The sequence below is a fragment of the Nocardia paucivorans NBRC 100373 genome, from assembly GCF_000308675.1.
Classification (GTDB): domain Bacteria; phylum Actinomycetota; class Actinomycetes; order Mycobacteriales; family Mycobacteriaceae; genus Nocardia; species Nocardia paucivorans.
On sequence record NZ_BAGE01000053.1, the window covers coordinates 36,980 to 55,510 of the forward strand.

Genomic DNA, 18,531 nt, shown 5'->3' on the forward strand with positions numbered 1-18,531 from the left:
CCGTGCGTATCGCCTTGTTGTCCTACCGCAGCAAGCCGCACTGCGGTGGGCAGGGGATCTACGTGCGTCGGCTCAGCACCGGACTGGCCGAACTCGGCCACGAGGTGGAAGTGTTCTCCGGCCAGCCCTACCCCATCGACCTCGACCCCCGGGTGAGGCTCACCGAGGTACCCAGCCTGGACCTGTACCGGGAGGACGACCCCTTCCGCACCCCGCACCCCAGCGAGATCCGCGACCACATCGACCTGTTGGAGCTGGCCACCATGTGGACTGCCGGCTTCCCCGAACCACGCACCTTCAGCCTGCGGGTGGCGCGACTGTTACGTGAGCGCGTGGGCGATTTCGACGTCGTCCACGACAACCAGTGCCTCGGCAGCGGACTGCTCGACATCGCCCGACACTTCCCGCTGGTCGCCACCGTGCACCACCCGATCACCAAGGACCGCGAGGTCGACCTGGCGGCCGCGATCTGGCGCCGCAAACCCCTGGTGCGCCGTTGGTACGGCTTCCTCGGAATGCAGCAGCGGGTCGCCCGGCGAATCCCCGACCTGCTGACCGTGTCCTCGTCGTCGGCCACCGATATCGCCGCGGACTTCGGTGTCCGTCCCGACCGGCTGAACGTGGTGCCGCTGGGCGTGGACACCGATCTGTTCGCCCCCCGCGGGCCCCGGGCGCCCGGCCGGATCGTCGCCGTCGCCAGCGCCGACAAGCCCCTCAAGGGCATCGCCCACCTGCTGCGCGCACTGACCACGCTGCGGGCCACCCGCCCGGTGGAACTCCAGCTGGTGGCGAAACTGGAACCCAACGGCCCCACCGAGAAACTGATCGCCGAACTCGGCCTGTCCGATATCGTCACCGTCCGCTCCGGTCTGACCGACATCGAACTGGCCGAGGTGCTGGCCTCCGCGGAGATCGCGTGCATCCCCTCCCTGTACGAGGGATTCTCGCTGCCCGCGGTGGAGGCCATGGCATCCGGAACACCCCTGGTGGTCAGCCGCACCGGCGCGCTACCCGAAGTGGTGGGTGAGCCGGGGGTGTGTGCGGAACTGACCGAACCCGGCGACTCCGCCGAACTCGCCCACACCATCGAACGCCTGCTCGACTCCCCACAGACCCGGCAGCGGATGCAGACCGCCTGCCGGGATCGCGCGGTCTCGGTGTTCTCCTGGGAATCGGTGGCCGCCCAGACCGTGCAGGTGTACGAGCGTGCCATCGCCCGGCACGCCGGTCGGCGCCCTGGCCGGCCAACCCCCGAGGAACTCGCTACCACAGGAGGCGCACAGTGCTGACCGTCGACTTCGACCGCGTCGGGATCCGCCCCGGCATCCGAGTGATCGACGTGGGATGCGGGGCCGGTCGACACGCGTTCGAAGCCTACCGGCGCGGTGCCGACGTCGTCGCGTTGGACCAGAACGCCGCCGACCTCGCCGATGTGGAAACCATGTTCCGGGCCATGGCCGAGGCCGGGGAGGTGCCCCCTGGCGGAACGGCCGTCACGGTACACGGCGACGCGCTCGCCCTGCCCTACGGCGACAACGAATTCGACGTCGTCATCGCCTCGGAAATCCTCGAGCACGTCCCCGCCGACGACACCGCCATCGCCGAACTGGTGCGTGTGCTCAAACCCGGCGGACAACTGGTGGTGACGGTGCCGCGCCGGCTTCCGGAACGGGTGTGCTGGGCGTTGTCGGACGAATACCACGCCAACGAAGGCGGCCACATTCGCATCTACAAGGCCGACGAACTACGGGACAAGATCACCGCCCGCGGGATGCGGTTCATCCACCGCACCCATGTACACGCCCTGCACTCGCCGTACTGGTGGATCAAATGCGCGGTCGGAGTGAACAACGACGACCACCCGCTGGTCCGCGCCTACCACCGGATGCTGGTGTGGGACATGATGCGCCGCCCCCTGCTCACCCGCGCCCTGGAAAAGGCGCTGGACCCGGTGCTCGGCAAAAGCGTCGCCCTGTACTTCGCGAAACCGGCGGTGGACCGTGCCGGCGTGTGAGCTACCGTCGATCCCGACCGTCCTCACCCGCCGCCAATGTCTACATACCGCCGAATCCATCGCCGCCGCCCAGGAACCCTCCGGGGCGATCCCGTGGTTCCCCGGCGGCCACACCGACCCGTGGGACCACATCGAATCGGCCATGGCCCTGACCGTGGCCGGACTGTGGGACGAGGCCGTCGCCGCCTACACCTGGTCGGCGAACACCCAACGCCCCGACGGGTCGTGGCCGATGCAACTGCGCGCCGGTGAGATCGAGAACGCCGCCACCGACGTCAACTTCTGCGCCTATATCGCCACCGGCGTCTGGCACCACCTCGCGGTCACCGGCGACACCGCATTCGCCGCCGACATGTGGCCGGTGGTCGCCGCCGCCATCGACCTGGTGATCGACAGCCAGGGGCCACAGGGACAGATCTTCTGGCTGCGCGACGGCGACAATATCACCGACGAAGCGCTGGTGACCGGCTCGTCCAGCATGTACCACAGCATCGGCTGCGCCCTGAAACTGGCCGAACGGCTCGGAGAACAGCGCCCCGAGTGGGAACGGGCCCGCGCCCGACTCGGGGCAGCGTTGCGGGAACACCCGGAGGTGTTCACGCCCAAGGACCGATACTCGATGGACTGGTACTACCCGGTCCTCGGCGGTGTACTGCGCGGCGCCGAGGGACACGACCGCATCACACAACGCTGGGACACGTTCGTGGTCGGCAATATCGGTATCCGCTGCGTCGCCGACCGGCCGTGGGTGACGGGCGCCGAAACCTGCGAACTGGTGCTGGCGCTGGACGCCCTGGGCGATCACGACCGCGCTCACCGACTGCTGGCCAGTATGCAGCACCTACGGGAAACCGACGGCTCCTACTGGACGGGACTGGTGTACGCGGACGGGAAACGCTGGCCGGTGGAACGCACCACCTGGACCGGCGCCGCCGTCATCCTCGCCGCCGACGCCCTGTCCCGCACCAGCCCCGGCAACGGGATCTTCCGGGACCTCGCCGCCGACGCCGTCGCCGGCGCACCCGTACCGGTACGCGTCTACGGGTGAGGGCCGGTAGCGCGGTCCCGGCAGACCCGCGGGGGAGGAGGGCGCCGATTGGAGGCTGCCCAGAAGTTTCCCCAGGTTCCCGCCGAGCACCAGGTCACGTACCTCGCCGGGGGTGGTGACCCGTTCGATGGTGGCGCGGGCGAGCACGGGATCACCGTAAGGGGCGTCCGAGCCGAACAACGTGCGCTCGGGGATTTCCCGGATCGCCGGTCGCACCGCGAAGACGATGGCAGCCGCGGACAGCTCCGGATACATACTCGACCAGGGTCGCGATCTCCGCACGGGCAGGCCCAGCGGTACCGAACCGAACCCGAGGAACCGGTTCGGGTGCGCGACCAGAGTTCGGTGCAGCTCCGCCCATGCGGTGCGATAGCCTTCGACGCTGTTGGCGCGACCTGCCAACGCATGGTCGAGGATGTTCATCTCGCGGCGCAGTGTTGCCAGGTCGACGGCACGTTCCGGGTGCGGTCGGGTCGCGAAGAGCACCGCGCGATCCACTCCCGCCTCGTCCAGGGCGGTGAGGTGGCTTCTACCGGGTCGTGGACATGGCTGTGGGCATCGATGATCAATGGCTCCTCCCATCGAGAGCGGGCCGCCGGAATGCGGCAGGTCCGTCCACTGTTGCTGCCTGACACTGTTGGAAGGTCAAGCACGAGAGGAAAGACGGTGCTCATCGGGGAACTGGCCGAGCGCACCGGAACCAGCGAACGCCTTCTGCGCTACTACGACCGGGTGGGGCTGCTCCGACCCGAACGCCGACCCAACGGATACCGGTTCTACGACGAAGACCCCCGCGACGGTCCTGCGGATTCGGGCGCTGCTCGCGGCCGGGCTACCGACCCGGATCATCCGTCGGATCTTGCCCTGCACCACCGATGAGGCCGCCGTGCTGCCCTGCCCCGGCCTGCCCCGGTGTCCTGGACGCGCTTCGCACCCGGCTGCATGAACTCGACCGGCGATCCGCCGAGATCGACGCGGCCAGGGACGTTCTGCGGCAGATCATCACCACCACCGAAACCGCCACCACGTCCTGAACTTCGGTGGCGCAACAGATCAGAGTTCGGCGAGCCGGGGGACGACCGGCGCCATACCGTCGATCCAGGCCGCCGGTGACCCGCCGGGCGGCATGACGATGGTGGTGTGCACACCGAGCTCGGCGTAACCGGCCATGTCGCGGACGAATTCGTCGTGTTCGTCGGGGCTCGGGGTGCCGGCGATGATGGTTTTGCGGATCGTATCGTAGTCGCGGCCCACCTCGTCGCAGTGCCGCCGCAACACGTCGAGCTTGTGGGCGATCTCCTCCGTCGAGGAGGCGAACAGATTGCACGCGTCACCGTACTGCGCGACCAGTCGCAGCGTCCGCCGTTCCCCACCACCGCCGATGAGCACCGTGGGACGATGCAGCGGCTGCGGCGAACACAACGTCTCGGCCAACCGGTAATGGGTGCCCTCGAACGGCCCGTTGTCGTCGGGGTCCCACATCTGCGCGCAGATGCGCAGCGTCTCCTCCAACCGTTCGAATCGTTCCCGCACCGGCGGGTACGGCACACCGAGTCCCAGGTGTTCGCGTTCGTGCCATGCGGCCCCGATTCCCAGTGCGGCCCGGCCACCGGACAGCACGTCCAGCGTGGTGACGATCTTGGCCAGCAGACCCGGATGCCGGTAGGTCACGCCGGTCACCAGCAGTCCGAGTTCGATGGTGGAGGTGTGCGCGGCCAGGTAGCCGAGCGTGGTGTAGCCCTCCAGCATGTTCGCCTCCGCGGGAAGCCCGGTCTGCTCGATCTGGAAGAAATGGTCCATGAACGACAGCCATGTCGCACCGACCTGTTCTGCCGAGGCGCCCACCCGGGCCAATTCGCCCGCGATAGCGGTGGTTCCACCATCGATATCGAAAATCGGGACGTGAAAACCGAGCTCCATACAGCTCTCCTTTGTCGTGTCGGCAACCCTGTGACAGCACGCTACGACCTGGAGGACGCTCCAGGTCAAATTTGGTGCGACCGTGTCGGAAAACGGATCGCGCTGGGGCAGTTCCTCACCGACGCGTGCGTCGGAATGCTCGCCGCGCCGTCACCCGCCCCGATGTGGTCGGCCTCTGGACATCGGAGTCACAGCTTCTTCATCCCGTGCCAGTACGATCCCCTCATCAGTTCCTCGCCGAGTTTCGGATTGTCGCCGGCGAGCATGACCAGTTCCCGAGGGGAGGGGAACTCCACGGTGCGCCCACCGAATCGTGCGCGCATCTCCTGGAGAAGTTCGGTATCCCGTCGGCTCAACGGACCGTTGCCGCCGGCGAGGAGATCATCGATACGGGATTTCATATTGTTGACGGACTCGCCCAGTTTCGCGGGTGTGAGGTCCCAGTCGTAGCCGGCCTTGGCCCAGGTGACGCCGCCGTCCTCGAGAGATGCGGTCACCAGCATCCTGTCCACACCCGAGCGGCGGAAGTAGTCCTCGGTCGCCGCGGAGAACGCGGTGGAGAAACCTTTACCGGTGAATCCTTTTCGGAGTTCGGTGTGTTCGTTGGTGACCACCAGCTTTCCGTCATCGTCACGTGTGAAGCTGTAGATGAGTTCCCCGACGTCGGCGCCGTTGTCGTCGCGGATATCGCCGAGGAAGTTCACCTTCGGTGGGCAGATGCTTCCATCGTCGTCGACCCAGGATTGTTCGTACCAGGCGCTGATGTTCTCGACCCGGTAGGGGCCGTATCTCTGTTGCAGCCCTCCCAGTTCCCGGGTCAGTTCGTGGATGTCGAGTTCCTCGCGGCGAGCTCTGTCGTAGAGGTCGCCGAGTGGTGGCATATGCGACAGATCGGTGAACGGTGTCCGTGTGGTGTTCGGGACGGAAGGGGTCGCACTCGGGGGAGCTCCGGCCGGATGTTGTGCGGCCACGACCCGCTCATATCCGCCATTGTCGGCACTGTCATGAACGCGCGGAACCGCCTTGGCCTCGGCGGCCAGATCGCCCAGCGGGGCATTCAGATGGTTACGGGTATAGCGACCGATCAGATCGACCAGGTCCTCCTGCAGGCGCCGCAATAGAGCATCGGGCCCCTCATCGGGCAAATGCCTCATCGGCGAGGTCCGCCATACGGTGGGCTCGCCGGCGGCTCGACAGGGTGTGCTTTGCGATCGACACATCGATCGCCGGTGTCGAGGACCGACACGTCCGGCATCAATACTTCCTCCGTGCGAACCGAGGACTCGCGAAGAAGATGCTAGGACATCCACTCATATGGCAGTACATCCGCCCGGGATCACCGAAAACGCGTGCGTGTCGGAGATGATCCGGGCCCCGGGCGAATCCGCGGGCCGTGCCCGCACCGCGGCGTCGCGTGGTGAGGCGATCCTCAAGGACGCTTGCGTCGGCGGTAGCGCACCGCACACGGCTGTTGCAGCTGCACCACCATCTTCGAATGATCGTTGCGATAGGTGTCCGACGGCTGTGCCATCTCGAACTCCCAGTCCCGCAGCAGGATCGAGAAGATCGCCTTGAGCTGCATGAGAGCGAACGCCGCTCCCACGCAGCGGTGGCGGCCGGCGCCGAACGGGATCCAGGTCCAGCGATTGACGAGGTCGGCCTGGTTGGGGTCGATGTAGCGACCTGGGTCGAAGGTGTTGGGGTCGGGGAAGTCCTCGGGGATCCGGTTGGAAATGGCGGGGGTGGCGGCCACATGGTCACCGGGGGAGATGGTGTGGCCGCACACCTCGAATTCGCCGCGGGCGACCCGCATCAGGATGATCAGCGGCGGATGCAGGCGCAGAGTTTCCTTCAGGACGGCCTCCAGCCGCGGGATCTGTCGCAGCGCGTGGAAACTCACCTCTTGGCCGTCGGCGTAGAGTTCGTCGAGTTCGGCGACCACGTCGGACAGGATCTGCGGATGCCGCAGTAGTTCGATCACCGTCCACGCCGCCGTCCCGGAGGTGGTGTGGTGGCCGGCGAACATCATGGAGATGAAGATGCCGGTGATCTCACCGGCGCTGAACTGGGGGCTGCCGTCGTCCTTGGTGACCGAGACCAGCACATCCAGCAGGTCTCGGTCCTGTTTGCCCTTCGGCGGATTCGCGATTCGCCCGTTCATGATCTGCTGCACCAGTTCCACCAGCGCGGCCCGGGATTCGTCGCGTCGCCGGAAACTGTCGATCGGCAGGTACGGGTCCACATACGCCAGCGCGTCGGTGCCGCGTTCCAGGTCGTGATACAGGCGCGCGAAGCGGCTGTCGAGTTCGTTGCGGAACTTCGCCCCGATCAGACACGCCGAGGACGTGTAGATGGTGAGTTCGGCGAAGAAGTCGAGCAGATCGATCTCGCCCTCGTCGCCCCAGGAGGCCAGCATTCGATTCACCTCGTTCTCGATGGTGCCGGCGTGGCCGCGCATCTGTTCGGCGCGCAAGGCGGAGTTGTGCAGCATCTCCTTACGCCGTTCGGGACCGGCGTCGAAGACCACGCCCTCCCCGAAGATCGGTTTCATGAACGGGTATGCCGCGGCCTGGTCGAGGTCTTCGTCGGGGGCTCGGAAGAAGAATTCGTTCGCCTCGGCGCCCGAGAGCAGGATGACCTGGCGTCCGGCGAGTTCGAACATGCCCACATCACCGCATTCCTGGCGGACCCGGCGCATGAGCGCGATCGGATCGGTGCGGAACTCCTCCAGGTGACCGTGTTCGTGTTCGCCTCCGGACACCCGCGGTGGTTTCACCAGAGTCATGTGGAAATCCTTCCCCAGAGTACTGTCCAGGATCTGTGTCGGACACCTGTCCGGACAGTACTATGGAGTGTTGTGTGCAGGCAACCCGTCGTTTACGTGGTCAACCTCGCGAAGCGCCGACATCACCCGAAGCGGAATGCCATAATTCTTGGACACTTGTATGGAATAGTGCTCGATGCCCCCTCTGCCTGTACCCGGCAGATGCCGCCACCTCGATCACCGGACAGGTCTTCATCGCCGCCGGCGGTTTCGTCGCCCGCTACGACCGCCCCCAACCCACCGTCCTCGGCTTCCGCGACCGCACCACCGCCCCACCGTGGTCCCATACCGACCTGCACCGCATGATCACCGGCACCGACACCGAAACACCCACCCCATGAACGACTTCCCCGAACTCGGCTGCTACGGCCTCCCCGGCCACACCACCGACCCACACACCCTGCTCACCGAGGCCCGCGACGCCGAACGCCTCGGCTTCGGCGCCCTGTTCCTGTCCGAACGCTTCACCACCAAAGAAGCCATCGCCGTCGCCGCCGCCGCGGGCGCCGTCACCACCCGCCTCGGAATCTGCACCGCCGCCACCAACCCCAACACCCGCCACCCCCTGATCACCGCGGGCGCCGCCGTCACCCTGCACCGCCTCACCCGCGGCCGCTACACCCTCGGCCTCGGCCGCGGTTTCGACGCCCTCTTCCACCTCATGGGCCTTCCCCGCATCACCACCGCCCAACTCCGCGACGCCATCGGCCTCTACCGAGCCCTGTGGCGCGGCGACACCGTCCTCGACCACACCGGCCCCACCGGAAACCACCCCCTGCTGCGCCTGGACATCGACCACCCCCAAGACATCCCGATCGCCCTCGTCGCCATCGGCCCCAACACCCTGCGCCTGGCCGGGCAGATCGCCGACTCCGTCGTCCTGCACACCTTCCTCACCGACATCGCCACCCGCCGCGCCGTCGACACCGTCCGCGCCGCTGCCGAAACCGCCGGCCGCGACCCCACCACCATCCGCATCTGGTCGGTCCTGGCCACCGTCGACGACACCCAGGGCGAACCCGCCCGACTCCGCAAACTCGTCGGCCGCCTCGGCACCTACCTGCAGGGATACGGCGATATCCTCGTCGAGGTCAACGGCTGGGACCACACCGTCCTCGACGAATTCCGCGCCCACCCCCTCGTCACCGGCGCAACCGGCGCCCTCGACACCGTCGCCGACCTCCATACCCTCACCGAAGTGGAAGAACTCCTACCCGCCGACTGGCTCGCCGCCTCCGCCACCGGAACCCCCACCGCCTGCGCCGCCCGCATCGCCGACCAGTTCACCGCCGGCGTCGACGGCGTCATCCTGCACGGCAACACCCCCACCGAACTGATCCCCGTCCTCGAGGCATGGCGCACCCACCGCGACCCCGGCCGGTTCACCCACCTACCGGCCAACCCCGGCAGGAGCCACCGATGACCCCCGAACCCGTCACCACCGTCGACGAACTCACCCCCACCTGGCTCACCGCCGCCCTCGGCGCCCCCATCCACGACGTCACCGCCGAACCCATCGGCACCGGCCAGATCGGTTCCGTCCACCGCCTACACCTCACCGGCGACCACAACACCCCCCGCACCCTGCTCGCCAAACTCCCCGCCCCCGACCCCGCCGCCCGCGACATGCTCGCCGGCGCCTACCGACAAGAAATCCGCTTCTACACCGACATAGCCCACACCGTCGCCGTCCGCACCCCCCACTGCCACTATGCCGCCGCCCGCGGCACCGGCAGTGAATTCACCCTCCTGCTGGAAGACCTCGCACCCGCCCGACAAGGCGACCAACTCACCGGATGCACCATCGCCCAAGCCCACGCCGCCGTCGCCAACCTCGCCGGACTCCACGCCCCCCGCTGGTGCGACCCCACCCTGCTCGATATCGACGGCTTCACCCGCAACGGCCCCGCCGAAGCCGAAATACTCGCCGAACTCTACGGCCCCACCACCGAAATCTTCCTCGATCGTCTCGGCGACCGACTCCACCCCGACGACCACGCCACCCTCCGCGCCTGCGTCCCCGCCATCGCCGACTGGCTGGTGGCCCGCCCCGAACGCTTCACCCTCATCCACGGCGACTACCGACTCGACAACCTCCTGTTCACCGACACCCGACCCCCCACCGTCACCGCCGTCGACTGGCAAACCGTCAACCTGGGCCTACCCGCCCGCGACCTCGCCTACTTCATCACCACCGCCCTCGACACCCCCACCCGCCGCACCGGCGAAGACGCACTCATCACCACCTACCATCGGCGACTCACCGAACTCGGCGTCACCGACCACCCCCTCGACGACTGCCGCCAGGACCACCGCTTCGCCGCCCTCCAAGGCCCCCTCATCACCATCCTCGGCGCCGCCTACAGCACTCCCGGCGACCGCGGCGACGCCATGTTCGCCACCATGGCCCGACGCAGCTGCGCAGCCATCCGCGACCACCACTCACTCGAACAAAAACCCGCCTGAACCCCCACCCGAACACCGGCGAAAACGCTGTCCCACCCGGAAATCCCCGACACCGCGACACAGTTGCCGGCACCTGCCCGAAGCCCCGGACAACGAGACGACATCGACGGCGGGCACCCGAGAAACCCACCGCTCAGCGGTCATCACCCGCCTCATCACCGTCCCCGACGGCAACCGGACCCGACGGATGCGCACTCCACTGCGACCACGACCCCGGATACAGTGCCGCATCGACCCCCACCAACTTCAACGCCGCCACCCCCACCGCCGCAGTCACCCCCGACCCGCAATACACCCCCACCGTGGCCGCATCCCCAACCCCGATCTCGGCGAACAACGCGGCCAACTCCGCCGAGGAACGGAAAAACCCCCGCTCGTCGAGCAACGCCGCCCCCGGCACATTACGAGCCCCGGGAATATGCCCCGCCACCGGATCCACCGGCTCCACCTCACCCCGGAAACGCTCCGGCGACCGCATATCGACCAACACCCCCCGCTCGGGCACCGCCGCCGTCTCGATCGTGGTCAACGTCGCCAACGCCCCCTCGTACAGATCGTCGAACACAACCCGGATATCACCGGCAACCGGATGCTCGACACCATCGACGAGCTCATACCCCGCCGCCACCCACGCCCCCAACCCACCATCCAGAATCCGCACATCATGAATCCCCGCCGCCCGCAACACCCACCATGCCCGCGCCGACCCCGCCCGATTCCAGTCGTCGTACACCACGATCGGCACCCCGGCACACGCCCCCCCACCGCCGCGCCGCCGCCTGCACCGCCACCCCCTTCGGCAACGGATGCCGACCATGACCGGTCACCGAACGATCCGACAACTCGGTCTCCAGATCCGCATACACGGCACCCGGAATATGCCCCAACACATAATCGGCGCGCCCATCGGGCCGATCCAACCGCCACCGGACATCGACAACGGTCACCGGGTCGGCGGCCGCGATCCGCTCGGCCAACTCCGCGACCGTGATCAACGTATCGGTGCGGAACGTCTCCGCGCGATAAGCCATATCGCGACCCCTCTCGTCCGAACGACAAGAACCCTCGGCTCGGGCCGCCCCACCGGCCCACGCGAACACCGACCGGCGAAGCGACCACAAAACGTGACGAACCCGCGAACGGGGAAACCCTCGTAGTCAAACAACAGGCCCCGAACGAGAAAAGAGTTGCACCACACCTGATTCGAATACTGGCGCCGCACCGAACAACCACCCACCCGGCGCACCGAACCCACCGACGACGACACCGGCCACCCGCCCACAGTGGGCAACACCCCCACAACATGGCACCATCTGGCAGATGACCGGCACATCCGACGCGACACAACGGCTACGCGACCTCGCACGACTACGTCGCGTCCGCGACCGGATCGACCGCGAATACGCCCAACCCCTCGACGTCGAAGCGCTCGCCCGCGACGCCCACATGTCCGCCGGACACCTCAGCCGCGAATTCCGCCGCGCCTACGGCGAATCACCGTACTCGTACCTGATGACCCGCCGCATCGAACGCGCCATGACCCTCCTGCGCCGCGGCGACCTCAGCGTCACCGAAGTCTGCTTCGCCGTCGGCTGCTCCTCCCTCGGCACCTTCAGCACCCGCTTCACCGAACTGGTCGGAGTACCCCCCAGCGTCTACCGCCGTCAAGCCATGAACGCCACCGCCGGCATGCCACCATGTGTGGCCAAACAGGTCACCAGACCGATCAGGAATCGAGAAGCACCGTCACGCAAGACCACCTAGCGTGACAGCCGTGAACATCACCATCCACCAGACCTACCTCCCACACGACGACGCCGAAGCCGCCCTCACCTTCTACCGCGACACCCTCGGCTTCGAAGTCCGCAACGACGTCGGCTACAACGGGATGCGCTGGATCACCGTCGGACCCACCAACCAACCCGACGTCTCCATCGTCCTACACCCACCGGCCGCCGACCCCGGCATCACCGACGACGAACGCCGCACCATCACCGAAATGATGGCCAAAGGCACCTACGCCGCCATCAACCTGGCCACCACCGACCTCGACGGCACCTTCGAACGACTCCAGGCCGCCGACGCCGAAGTCGTCCAAGAACCGATCGACCAACCCTACGGCGTCCGCGACTGCGCCTTCCGCGACCCCGCCGGCAACCTGATCCGCATCCAAGAACGACGCTGAACACCCACCCCACCCGACGCGGACAGCCCGCCCCACACAGGAAGACACGATGACCACGGCCACCACGACCGACACCCCATCACCCGTCCTGCACCCCGCCGACAGCCACGACCTCATCCGCGTCCACGGCGCACGCGTGAACAACCTCCGCGACATCGACATCGCCATCCCCAAACGCCGACTCACGGTCTTCACCGGCGTCTCCGGCTCCGGCAAGAGCTCCCTGGTATTCGGCACCATCGCCGCCGAATCGCAACGACTGATCAACGAAACCTACAGCGCCTTCGTCCAAGGCTTCATGCCCACCCTCGCCCGCCCCGAGGTCGACGTCCTCGACGGACTCACCACCACCATCATCGTCGACCAACAACGCCTGGGCTCCGACCCCCGCTCCACCGTCGGCACCGTCACCGACGCCAACGCCATGCTGCGCATCCTGTTCAGCCGACTCGGCGACCCCCACATCGGCCCACCCAGCGCCTACTCCTTCAACACCGCCTCGGTCCGCGCCGCCGGCGCCATCACCGTGGAACGCGGCCCCGGCAAAGCCAAACCCGTCAAAGCGACCTTCTCCCGCACCGGCGGCATGTGCACCCGCTGCGAAGGCCGCGGCACCATCAACGATATCGACCTCACCCAGCTCTACGACGACACCAAATCACTGGCCGAAGGCGCATTCACCATCCCCGGCTGGAAATCCGACAGCTTCTGGACCGTCCGCGTCTACGCCGAATCCGGCTTCGTCGACCCCCACAAACCCATCCGCGACTACACCGAAAAAGAACTCCACGATTTCCTCTACAAAGAACCGGTCAAAGTCAAGATCGACGGCGTCAATCTCACCTACGAAGGCCTGATCCCCAAAATCCGCAAATCCTTCCTCGCCAAAAACCCCGAATCGATGCAACCGCACATCCGGGCATTCGTGGAACGAGCGGTCACCTTCACCACCTGCCCCGACTGCGCCGGCACCCGCCTCAGCGAACAGGCCCGCTCCTCCCGCATCCGCGGCATCAATATCGCCGACGCCTGCGCCATGGAAATCACAGACCTCGCCGAATGGGTCCGCGACCTCGACGAACCCACGGTCGCGCCCCTGCTGGCCGCACTACGCCAAACCCTCGACTCGTTCGTGGAAATCGGCCTCGGCTACCTCAGCCTCGACCGTCCCGCCGGCACCCTCTCCGGCGGCGAGGCCCAACGCGTCAAAGTGATTCGCCACCTCGGCTCCGCCCTCACCGACATCACCTACGTCTTCGACGAACCCACCGCCGGCCTGCACCCCCACGACATCCAACGCATGAACAACCTGCTGCTACGGCTACGGGACAAAGGCAACACCGTCCTGGTTGTGGAACACAAACCGGAAACCATCGCCATCGCCGACCACATCGTCGACCTCGGCCCCGGCGCAGGCAGCGCCGGCGGCACCATCTGCTACGAAGGCACCCTCGAAGGACTACGCCGCAGCAACACCATCACCGGCCGCCACTTCGACGACCGCGCCACCCTCAAAACCACCCTCCGCACCCCCACCGGCACCCTGAAAATCCGCGGAGCCACCACCAACAACCTCCGCAACATCGACGTCGACATCCCCCTCGGCGTGCTCTGCGTCGTCACCGGCGTCGCCGGCTCCGGCAAAAGCTCCCTCATCCACGGCTCCATCCCCACTTCCGCCGGCGTGATCACCGTCGACCAAACACCCATCCGCGGCTCACGCCGCAGCAACCCCGCCACCTACACCGGACTACTCGACCCCATCCGCAAGGCCTTCGCCAAAGCCAACAGCGTCAAACCCGCACTGTTCAGCGCCAACTCCGAAGGCGCCTGCCCCACCTGCAACGGCATCGGCGTCATCTACACCGACCTGGCCATGATGGCCGGCGTCGCCACCCCCTGCGAAGAGTGCGAAGGAAAACGCTTCCAACCGGCCGTCCTGGAATACCGCCTCGCCGGCCGCGACATCAGCGAAGTACTCGCCATGTCGGTGACCGAAGCCGAACAGTTCTTCGCCACCGAAGAAGCACGTACACCGGCCGCGCACGCCATCCTGAAACGACTCGACGACGTCGGACTCGGATACCTCACCCTCGGCCAACCCCTCACCACCCTCTCCGGCGGCGAACGGCAACGCCTCAAACTGGCCGGCCACATGGCCGACAAAGGCGGCATCTACGTCCTCGACGAACCCACATCCGGCCTCCACCTCGCCGACGTCGAACACCTCCTCGGCCTCCTCGACCGACTGGTCGACGCCGGGAAATCGGTCATCGTCATCGAACACCACCAAGCGGTCATGGCACACGCCGACTGGATCATCGACCTCGGTCCCGGCGCCGGCCACGACGGCGGACAAATCGTCTTCGAAGGCACCCCCGCCGACCTCGTCGCCGCCCGCTCCACCCTCACCGGCGAACACCTCGCCACCTACATCGGCGCCTGACCCTCACCGCCTACGCTCGACACACCACCATCCGATATCGGACACCGGCGGTGTCGTGACAGCGAAGACCACGCCGACACGACACCGCCGAGCACACCCGAAACAGGCCACCCCGGCGACTCGGGCCGACCGGGCGCACGGCCACCGGCCCGCACCCTCCCGAAAACCCGGCCAACCGGAAAGGAGCCCCGTGTGTCCGACCATCGCACCCGACTCACCGCCACCACCGCGCCGGCCGCCACCATCTGGATCCGCCTCTACGTGGGCGTGGTGTTCCTCTGCGAAGGCATCCAAAAATTCCTCTACCCCGACCACCTCGGCACCGGCAGATTCGACAAGGCCGGAATCCCGGCACCCCAGTTCTTCGCCCCCCTCGACGGAGTATTCGAAATACTCTGCGGCGCCCTGATACTGGCCGGACTGCTCACCCGCGCAGCCGCCATACCCATGATCGTGAACATGCTCGGCGCCCTGCTCATCACGAAACTACCCATCCTGTGGGGAGAAGCGGCCCTGTTCGCCGGCAAATCCGGCTGGTGGGACCTCATCCACGAATCCCGCACCGACCTCGCCCAACTATGCGGCAGCATCTTCCTACTGATCGTCGGAGCCGGAAGATGGTCGATGGACGCCCACCTGTCCCGCACCCACACCCCCACATGAGCCCCGACCGCAACCGTTACCGACGCGCCCCCGACGCCGAAACATCACCGGACTCATCGTCGGCGAGGGCGAAATAATTCTCCTCCTCCTGGAGGAAATGCAATTGCAACAAGGTGTGCAGACCATACAGGCAAGCGAGCAGATCATCGACCTGGTCACCCGCGATGGCGCCCGCGGCATGGGCGCGATCCAGATGAGCACCGATGCGAGTGGTGAGCCGTTGAATCTCCGCATGAGCCCGGCTCATCGTCGCGGTGGCCTCGGCGCTGCCGAGCGGACCCGCCAACGCCGGATAGAGCAGAGCCTCCTCGGCCTGCTCGTGGGGGAGTAGGTCGGTGACGAGAAAACGGTAGGCCTCATCGACCGCGGCCATGGCCGTGGACGCATCGGCGACCAACCGATCGGCGGCGGTGCGCAACAACGCAAGCATCTCACGCAAGGTGTCGTGTTCACCCGCGAAACGATGCAAAAGCTCCTCCGTCACCGGAGCAATCTCGGTCCGAGCGGCCGGATCACCCCGCAGAGCACGCAACGCGTTGAGAATAACGGCCACATCAATACCCTCTTGCAGCAACGCCCCCGCCGCCGGGGGAAGCAACCCGACCGCGGCCACCACCATGGCCGACAACGACAAACCCATCCCGACCACGGCACTTTGCACAGCAATACGCCGCGACCACCGAGCGATATCCATGGCATCGGCGAGTCGATCGAGCCGATCGGTAGTCAACACGACATCGGCGGCCTGTGACGAGGCAGTGGACCCCCGAGCACCCATCGCCACACCAACCGTCGCCGCAGCCAGGGCAGGAGCATCGTTGACACCATCTCCCACCATCACCGTCACCGCATGTTCCCGCTCACCACGGACAGCGGCGACCTTGTCGGCCGGGCTCTGCCCCGCACACACCTCGTCGAGACCGAGCACAACGGCAACCTCACGAGCCGGTTCGAGACGATCACCGGTGAGCATCACCAACCGATTCAACCCCGCCCGCCGCAACCTCCGTATCGTGCGCGGCGCCTGCCGCCGCAGCGGATCACGCAACAAAACCGCCCCCACGAGTTCACCGTCGACAACGATCCACGCGATCGCCGCGGAGTCCAGCCGAGCTCGCTCGGCCACACTCCGCCCCCAACCGGACCCGATCACCTCACCGGGCGGCCTGCCCACCTCGACACGATGCCCGTCGACGACACCGGACACACCGCGACCGGGCCGTTCGACCACCCCCGTGGGCAGCGACAACGCCAACCCACGCGCCAACGCCTCCGTTACGATCGCCTCGGCCAACACATGCGGCGACAACCGGTCCACCGACGCCGCCAACCGCAACACCTCGGCCGCATCACGACCGGGAACGGCGATCACCTCCACCACCGCGGGCCGACCCGCGGTGAGCGTTCCGGTCTTGTCCATCACCAAAGTGGTCGCACGACCCAAATTCTCCAGCGCGCCGCCGCCCCGGACCACCACCCCGTACCGAGAGGCCCGCGACAACCCCGACACAATGGCCACCGGCGCGGCCAACAGTAGCGGACACGGGGTGGCGACCACGAGCACCGCAACCGCCCGCACCGCCGCCCCGCTCCACAACCACGCCGCCCCGGCCACGGCCAAGGCCACCGGCAGAAACCAGGCCGCATACCGATCGGCCAACCGAACCACGGGCGCGTTCTCGGCGCCGGTCTCCTGAGCCAACCGCACAATCCCGGCATAGGTGCTCTCGGCCGCGGTTGCGGTCGCACACATCTGAAACGAGGCGCCCGCGTTGACGACACCGCTGCGCACCGGCTCCCCGATACCGCGTTCGACCTGCACCGGCTCCCCGGTGAGCGCCGACTCGTCCAATACCGCCACCGTATCGGTGATCCGCCCGTCGACCGGCACCACCTCACCCGGTGCCACCACCAGCACATCGCCCACGGCGACCTGCTCCAACGGGACAACGCTCACCTCGGCGCCGACCCGGCGACGAGCCGTGCGCGGCGCATGCTCGAGCAGGACCCGCAGGTCACGAGAAGCACGTCGTGCCGCCGCCGCATCGAGTGCGCGACCGGTCGCCAACATCACCGCGATCAGCGCACCGGCAAGGTATTCGCCCACCCACAACGAACCCACCAGCGACAACACCGCGATCAGATCGACCCCCGCCTTACCCCGTAGCAGTGTGGCCACCATCCACCACACCGCCGGCGCGATCGCCACCACCGTCGCCGCGATCCAGCATGCGTCGGCGGCCTCGCGCAGGTTGAGCAACCACAGCACCGCCCCGAGCGCAGCCGCGGTTACGGTCACCACCGCCAGCCCCGGCGCCACCCACCTGGAGGCTTGCCGCAGCCACCGTCCGATCGTCGAATCCGTTTCGGTCATACTCCGACCCGATCCCTGTCGATGAGCGGCCTCACCACCCCATGAGACCCGAGGAGCGTCATCTCCGACCAGGGCCGCAATTCCCGAACCCAGGTGTCATTGGCCTCGGTGATACGTATTCGTCCGGAGATACGGTAATCCCCCCCCCTCAGCAACCCCGTAAATCGTCACAGTGACGAATCATGATCGAAGGCCGAGGGGAGGGGAGGGAATGCGGCACGGGGGAGTGATGGGCGAAGGTCGGCCACCCGACGATGCGAGCTCGGGTCGCGAGGCGAGGGTATGACGGGAGGTGTGTATGCCGTCATGACCGCGTCTCATGGCAACCCGCCGTGCCGAACCGGCGGCTGCGGTGTGTTGCCGTCACGCCTGGCGAGACCCGATGCTCGGACGATGTCACACTCATGATTGACATAATCCGCAGACGCGATCCGATCGACGCAACCCGACAACGGTCGACCTCGGGATTCCATTCGTTCCGAATGACCAAGGCCGGGTCTTGACCGTTTTGCCCGGAAAGCGTCGAAAGCCGCGCGACGCCCGTCTCGTGCGGCGAGCGCCCGGAGTCCGATCGGCCACTTCCGAAAAATG

Annotated in this window: 16 protein-coding genes and 1 pseudogene; 12 read left to right on the plus strand and 5 right to left on the minus strand. The window is 67.0% G+C overall.

Features of this window, described 5'->3' with window-relative positions; translation table 11 throughout:
• Positions 1–2: 2 nt before the first annotated feature.
• From ON32_RS19465 to ON32_RS29370, 5 genes are all read left to right on the plus strand, one after another.
• A complete protein-coding gene (locus tag ON32_RS19465) occupies positions 3–1,289 on the plus strand; it encodes a glycosyltransferase family 4 protein (protein ID WP_051133469.1) in 1,287 nt (428 codons plus the stop codon).
• A complete protein-coding gene (locus tag ON32_RS19470; RefSeq protein WP_040792411.1) occupies positions 1,283–2,014 on the plus strand; it encodes a class I SAM-dependent methyltransferase in 732 nt (243 codons plus the stop codon). Before ON32_RS19465 ends, ON32_RS19470 begins: the two co-directional genes overlap by 7 nt.
• On the plus strand, positions 2,001–3,062 hold the full coding sequence (locus ON32_RS19475; protein ID WP_040792412.1) for a glucosidase family protein: 1,062 nt from the start codon (positions 2,001–2,003) through the stop codon (positions 3,060–3,062). Before ON32_RS19470 ends, ON32_RS19475 begins: the two co-directional genes overlap by 14 nt.
• A 666-nt stretch (positions 3,063–3,728) precedes the next feature.
• Entirely contained in the window at positions 3,729–3,941 is a 213-nt protein-coding gene (locus ON32_RS28065; protein WP_306307661.1) for a MerR family DNA-binding transcriptional regulator, read from the plus strand.
• A complete protein-coding gene (locus ON32_RS29370) occupies positions 3,938–4,096 on the plus strand; it encodes a hypothetical protein (RefSeq protein WP_169331648.1) in 159 nt (52 codons plus the stop codon). The genes ON32_RS28065 and ON32_RS29370 overlap by 4 nt, the downstream gene beginning before the upstream one ends.
• Positions 4,097–4,115: 19 nt before the next feature.
• On the opposite strand, the gene ON32_RS19485 is transcribed toward ON32_RS29370, so the two are convergent.
• The 3 genes from ON32_RS19485 to cyp51 form a co-directional block, all read right to left on the minus strand.
• On the minus strand, positions 4,116–4,982 hold the full coding sequence (locus ON32_RS19485) for an LLM class F420-dependent oxidoreductase (protein WP_040792413.1): 867 nt from the start codon (positions 4,980–4,982) through the stop codon (positions 4,116–4,118).
• Between the two features lie 188 nt (positions 4,983–5,170).
• Entirely contained in the window at positions 5,171–6,136 is a 966-nt protein-coding gene (locus ON32_RS19490; protein WP_157224248.1) for a GNAT family protein, read from the minus strand.
• Between the two features lie 275 nt (positions 6,137–6,411).
• Positions 6,412–7,767 (minus strand): lanosterol 14-alpha demethylase, encoded by a 1,356-nt coding sequence (cyp51, locus tag ON32_RS19495; RefSeq protein WP_040792415.1) that lies wholly within the window; start codon positions 7,765–7,767, stop codon positions 6,412–6,414.
• Between the two features lie 74 nt (positions 7,768–7,841).
• Between cyp51 and ON32_RS19500 the strand changes: the two genes are divergently transcribed.
• Genes ON32_RS19500 through ON32_RS19510 form a run of 3 tightly spaced genes read left to right on the plus strand, consistent with a single transcriptional unit; the run spans position 7,842 to position 10,272 of the window.
• Positions 7,842–8,147, plus strand: a complete 306-nt coding sequence (locus ON32_RS19500) for a hypothetical protein (RefSeq protein WP_040792416.1) — start codon at positions 7,842–7,844, stop codon at positions 8,145–8,147.
• Positions 8,144–9,229 (plus strand): TIGR03857 family LLM class F420-dependent oxidoreductase, encoded by a 1,086-nt coding sequence (locus ON32_RS19505; RefSeq protein WP_040792417.1) that lies wholly within the window; start codon positions 8,144–8,146, stop codon positions 9,227–9,229. Before ON32_RS19500 ends, ON32_RS19505 begins: the two co-directional genes overlap by 4 nt.
• Positions 9,226–10,272 carry a phosphotransferase gene (locus tag ON32_RS19510; protein WP_040792418.1) on the plus strand — a complete coding sequence of 349 codons (1,047 nt, stop codon included), beginning with the start codon at positions 9,226–9,228 and terminating at the stop codon, positions 10,270–10,272. The genes ON32_RS19505 and ON32_RS19510 overlap by 4 nt, the downstream gene beginning before the upstream one ends.
• A gap of 133 nt (positions 10,273–10,405) precedes the next feature.
• Here ON32_RS19510 and ON32_RS19515 read toward each other — a convergent pair.
• Positions 10,406–11,303: pseudogene (locus ON32_RS19515) on the minus strand (sulfurtransferase).
• A 289-nt stretch (positions 11,304–11,592) separates the two neighbouring features.
• Here ON32_RS19515 and ON32_RS19520 point away from each other — a divergent pair.
• The 4 genes from ON32_RS19520 (at position 11,593) to ON32_RS19535 (ending at position 15,566) form a co-directional block, all read left to right on the plus strand.
• Positions 11,593–12,036 carry a helix-turn-helix transcriptional regulator gene (locus ON32_RS19520; protein ID WP_040792419.1) on the plus strand — a complete coding sequence of 148 codons (444 nt, stop codon included), beginning with the start codon at positions 11,593–11,595 and terminating at the stop codon, positions 12,034–12,036.
• 10 nt (positions 12,037–12,046) lie between these two features.
• Positions 12,047–12,457 (plus strand): VOC family protein, encoded by a 411-nt coding sequence (locus tag ON32_RS19525; RefSeq protein ID WP_083874682.1) that lies wholly within the window; start codon positions 12,047–12,049, stop codon positions 12,455–12,457.
• 49 nt (positions 12,458–12,506) lie between these two features.
• Positions 12,507–14,903 carry an ATP-binding cassette domain-containing protein gene (locus tag ON32_RS19530; protein WP_040792421.1) on the plus strand — a complete coding sequence of 799 codons (2,397 nt, stop codon included), beginning with the start codon at positions 12,507–12,509 and terminating at the stop codon, positions 14,901–14,903.
• A gap of 192 nt (positions 14,904–15,095) precedes the next feature.
• Entirely contained in the window at positions 15,096–15,566 is a 471-nt protein-coding gene (locus ON32_RS19535; protein WP_051133470.1) for a DoxX family protein, read from the plus strand.
• A gap of 16 nt (positions 15,567–15,582) precedes the next feature.
• Here the strand turns inward: ON32_RS19535 and ON32_RS19540 are convergent, their stop codons facing one another.
• On the minus strand, positions 15,583–17,940 hold the full coding sequence (locus tag ON32_RS19540) for a heavy metal translocating P-type ATPase (protein ID WP_040792422.1): 2,358 nt from the start codon (positions 17,938–17,940) through the stop codon (positions 15,583–15,585).
• Between the last annotated feature and the right edge of the window lie 591 nt (positions 17,941–18,531).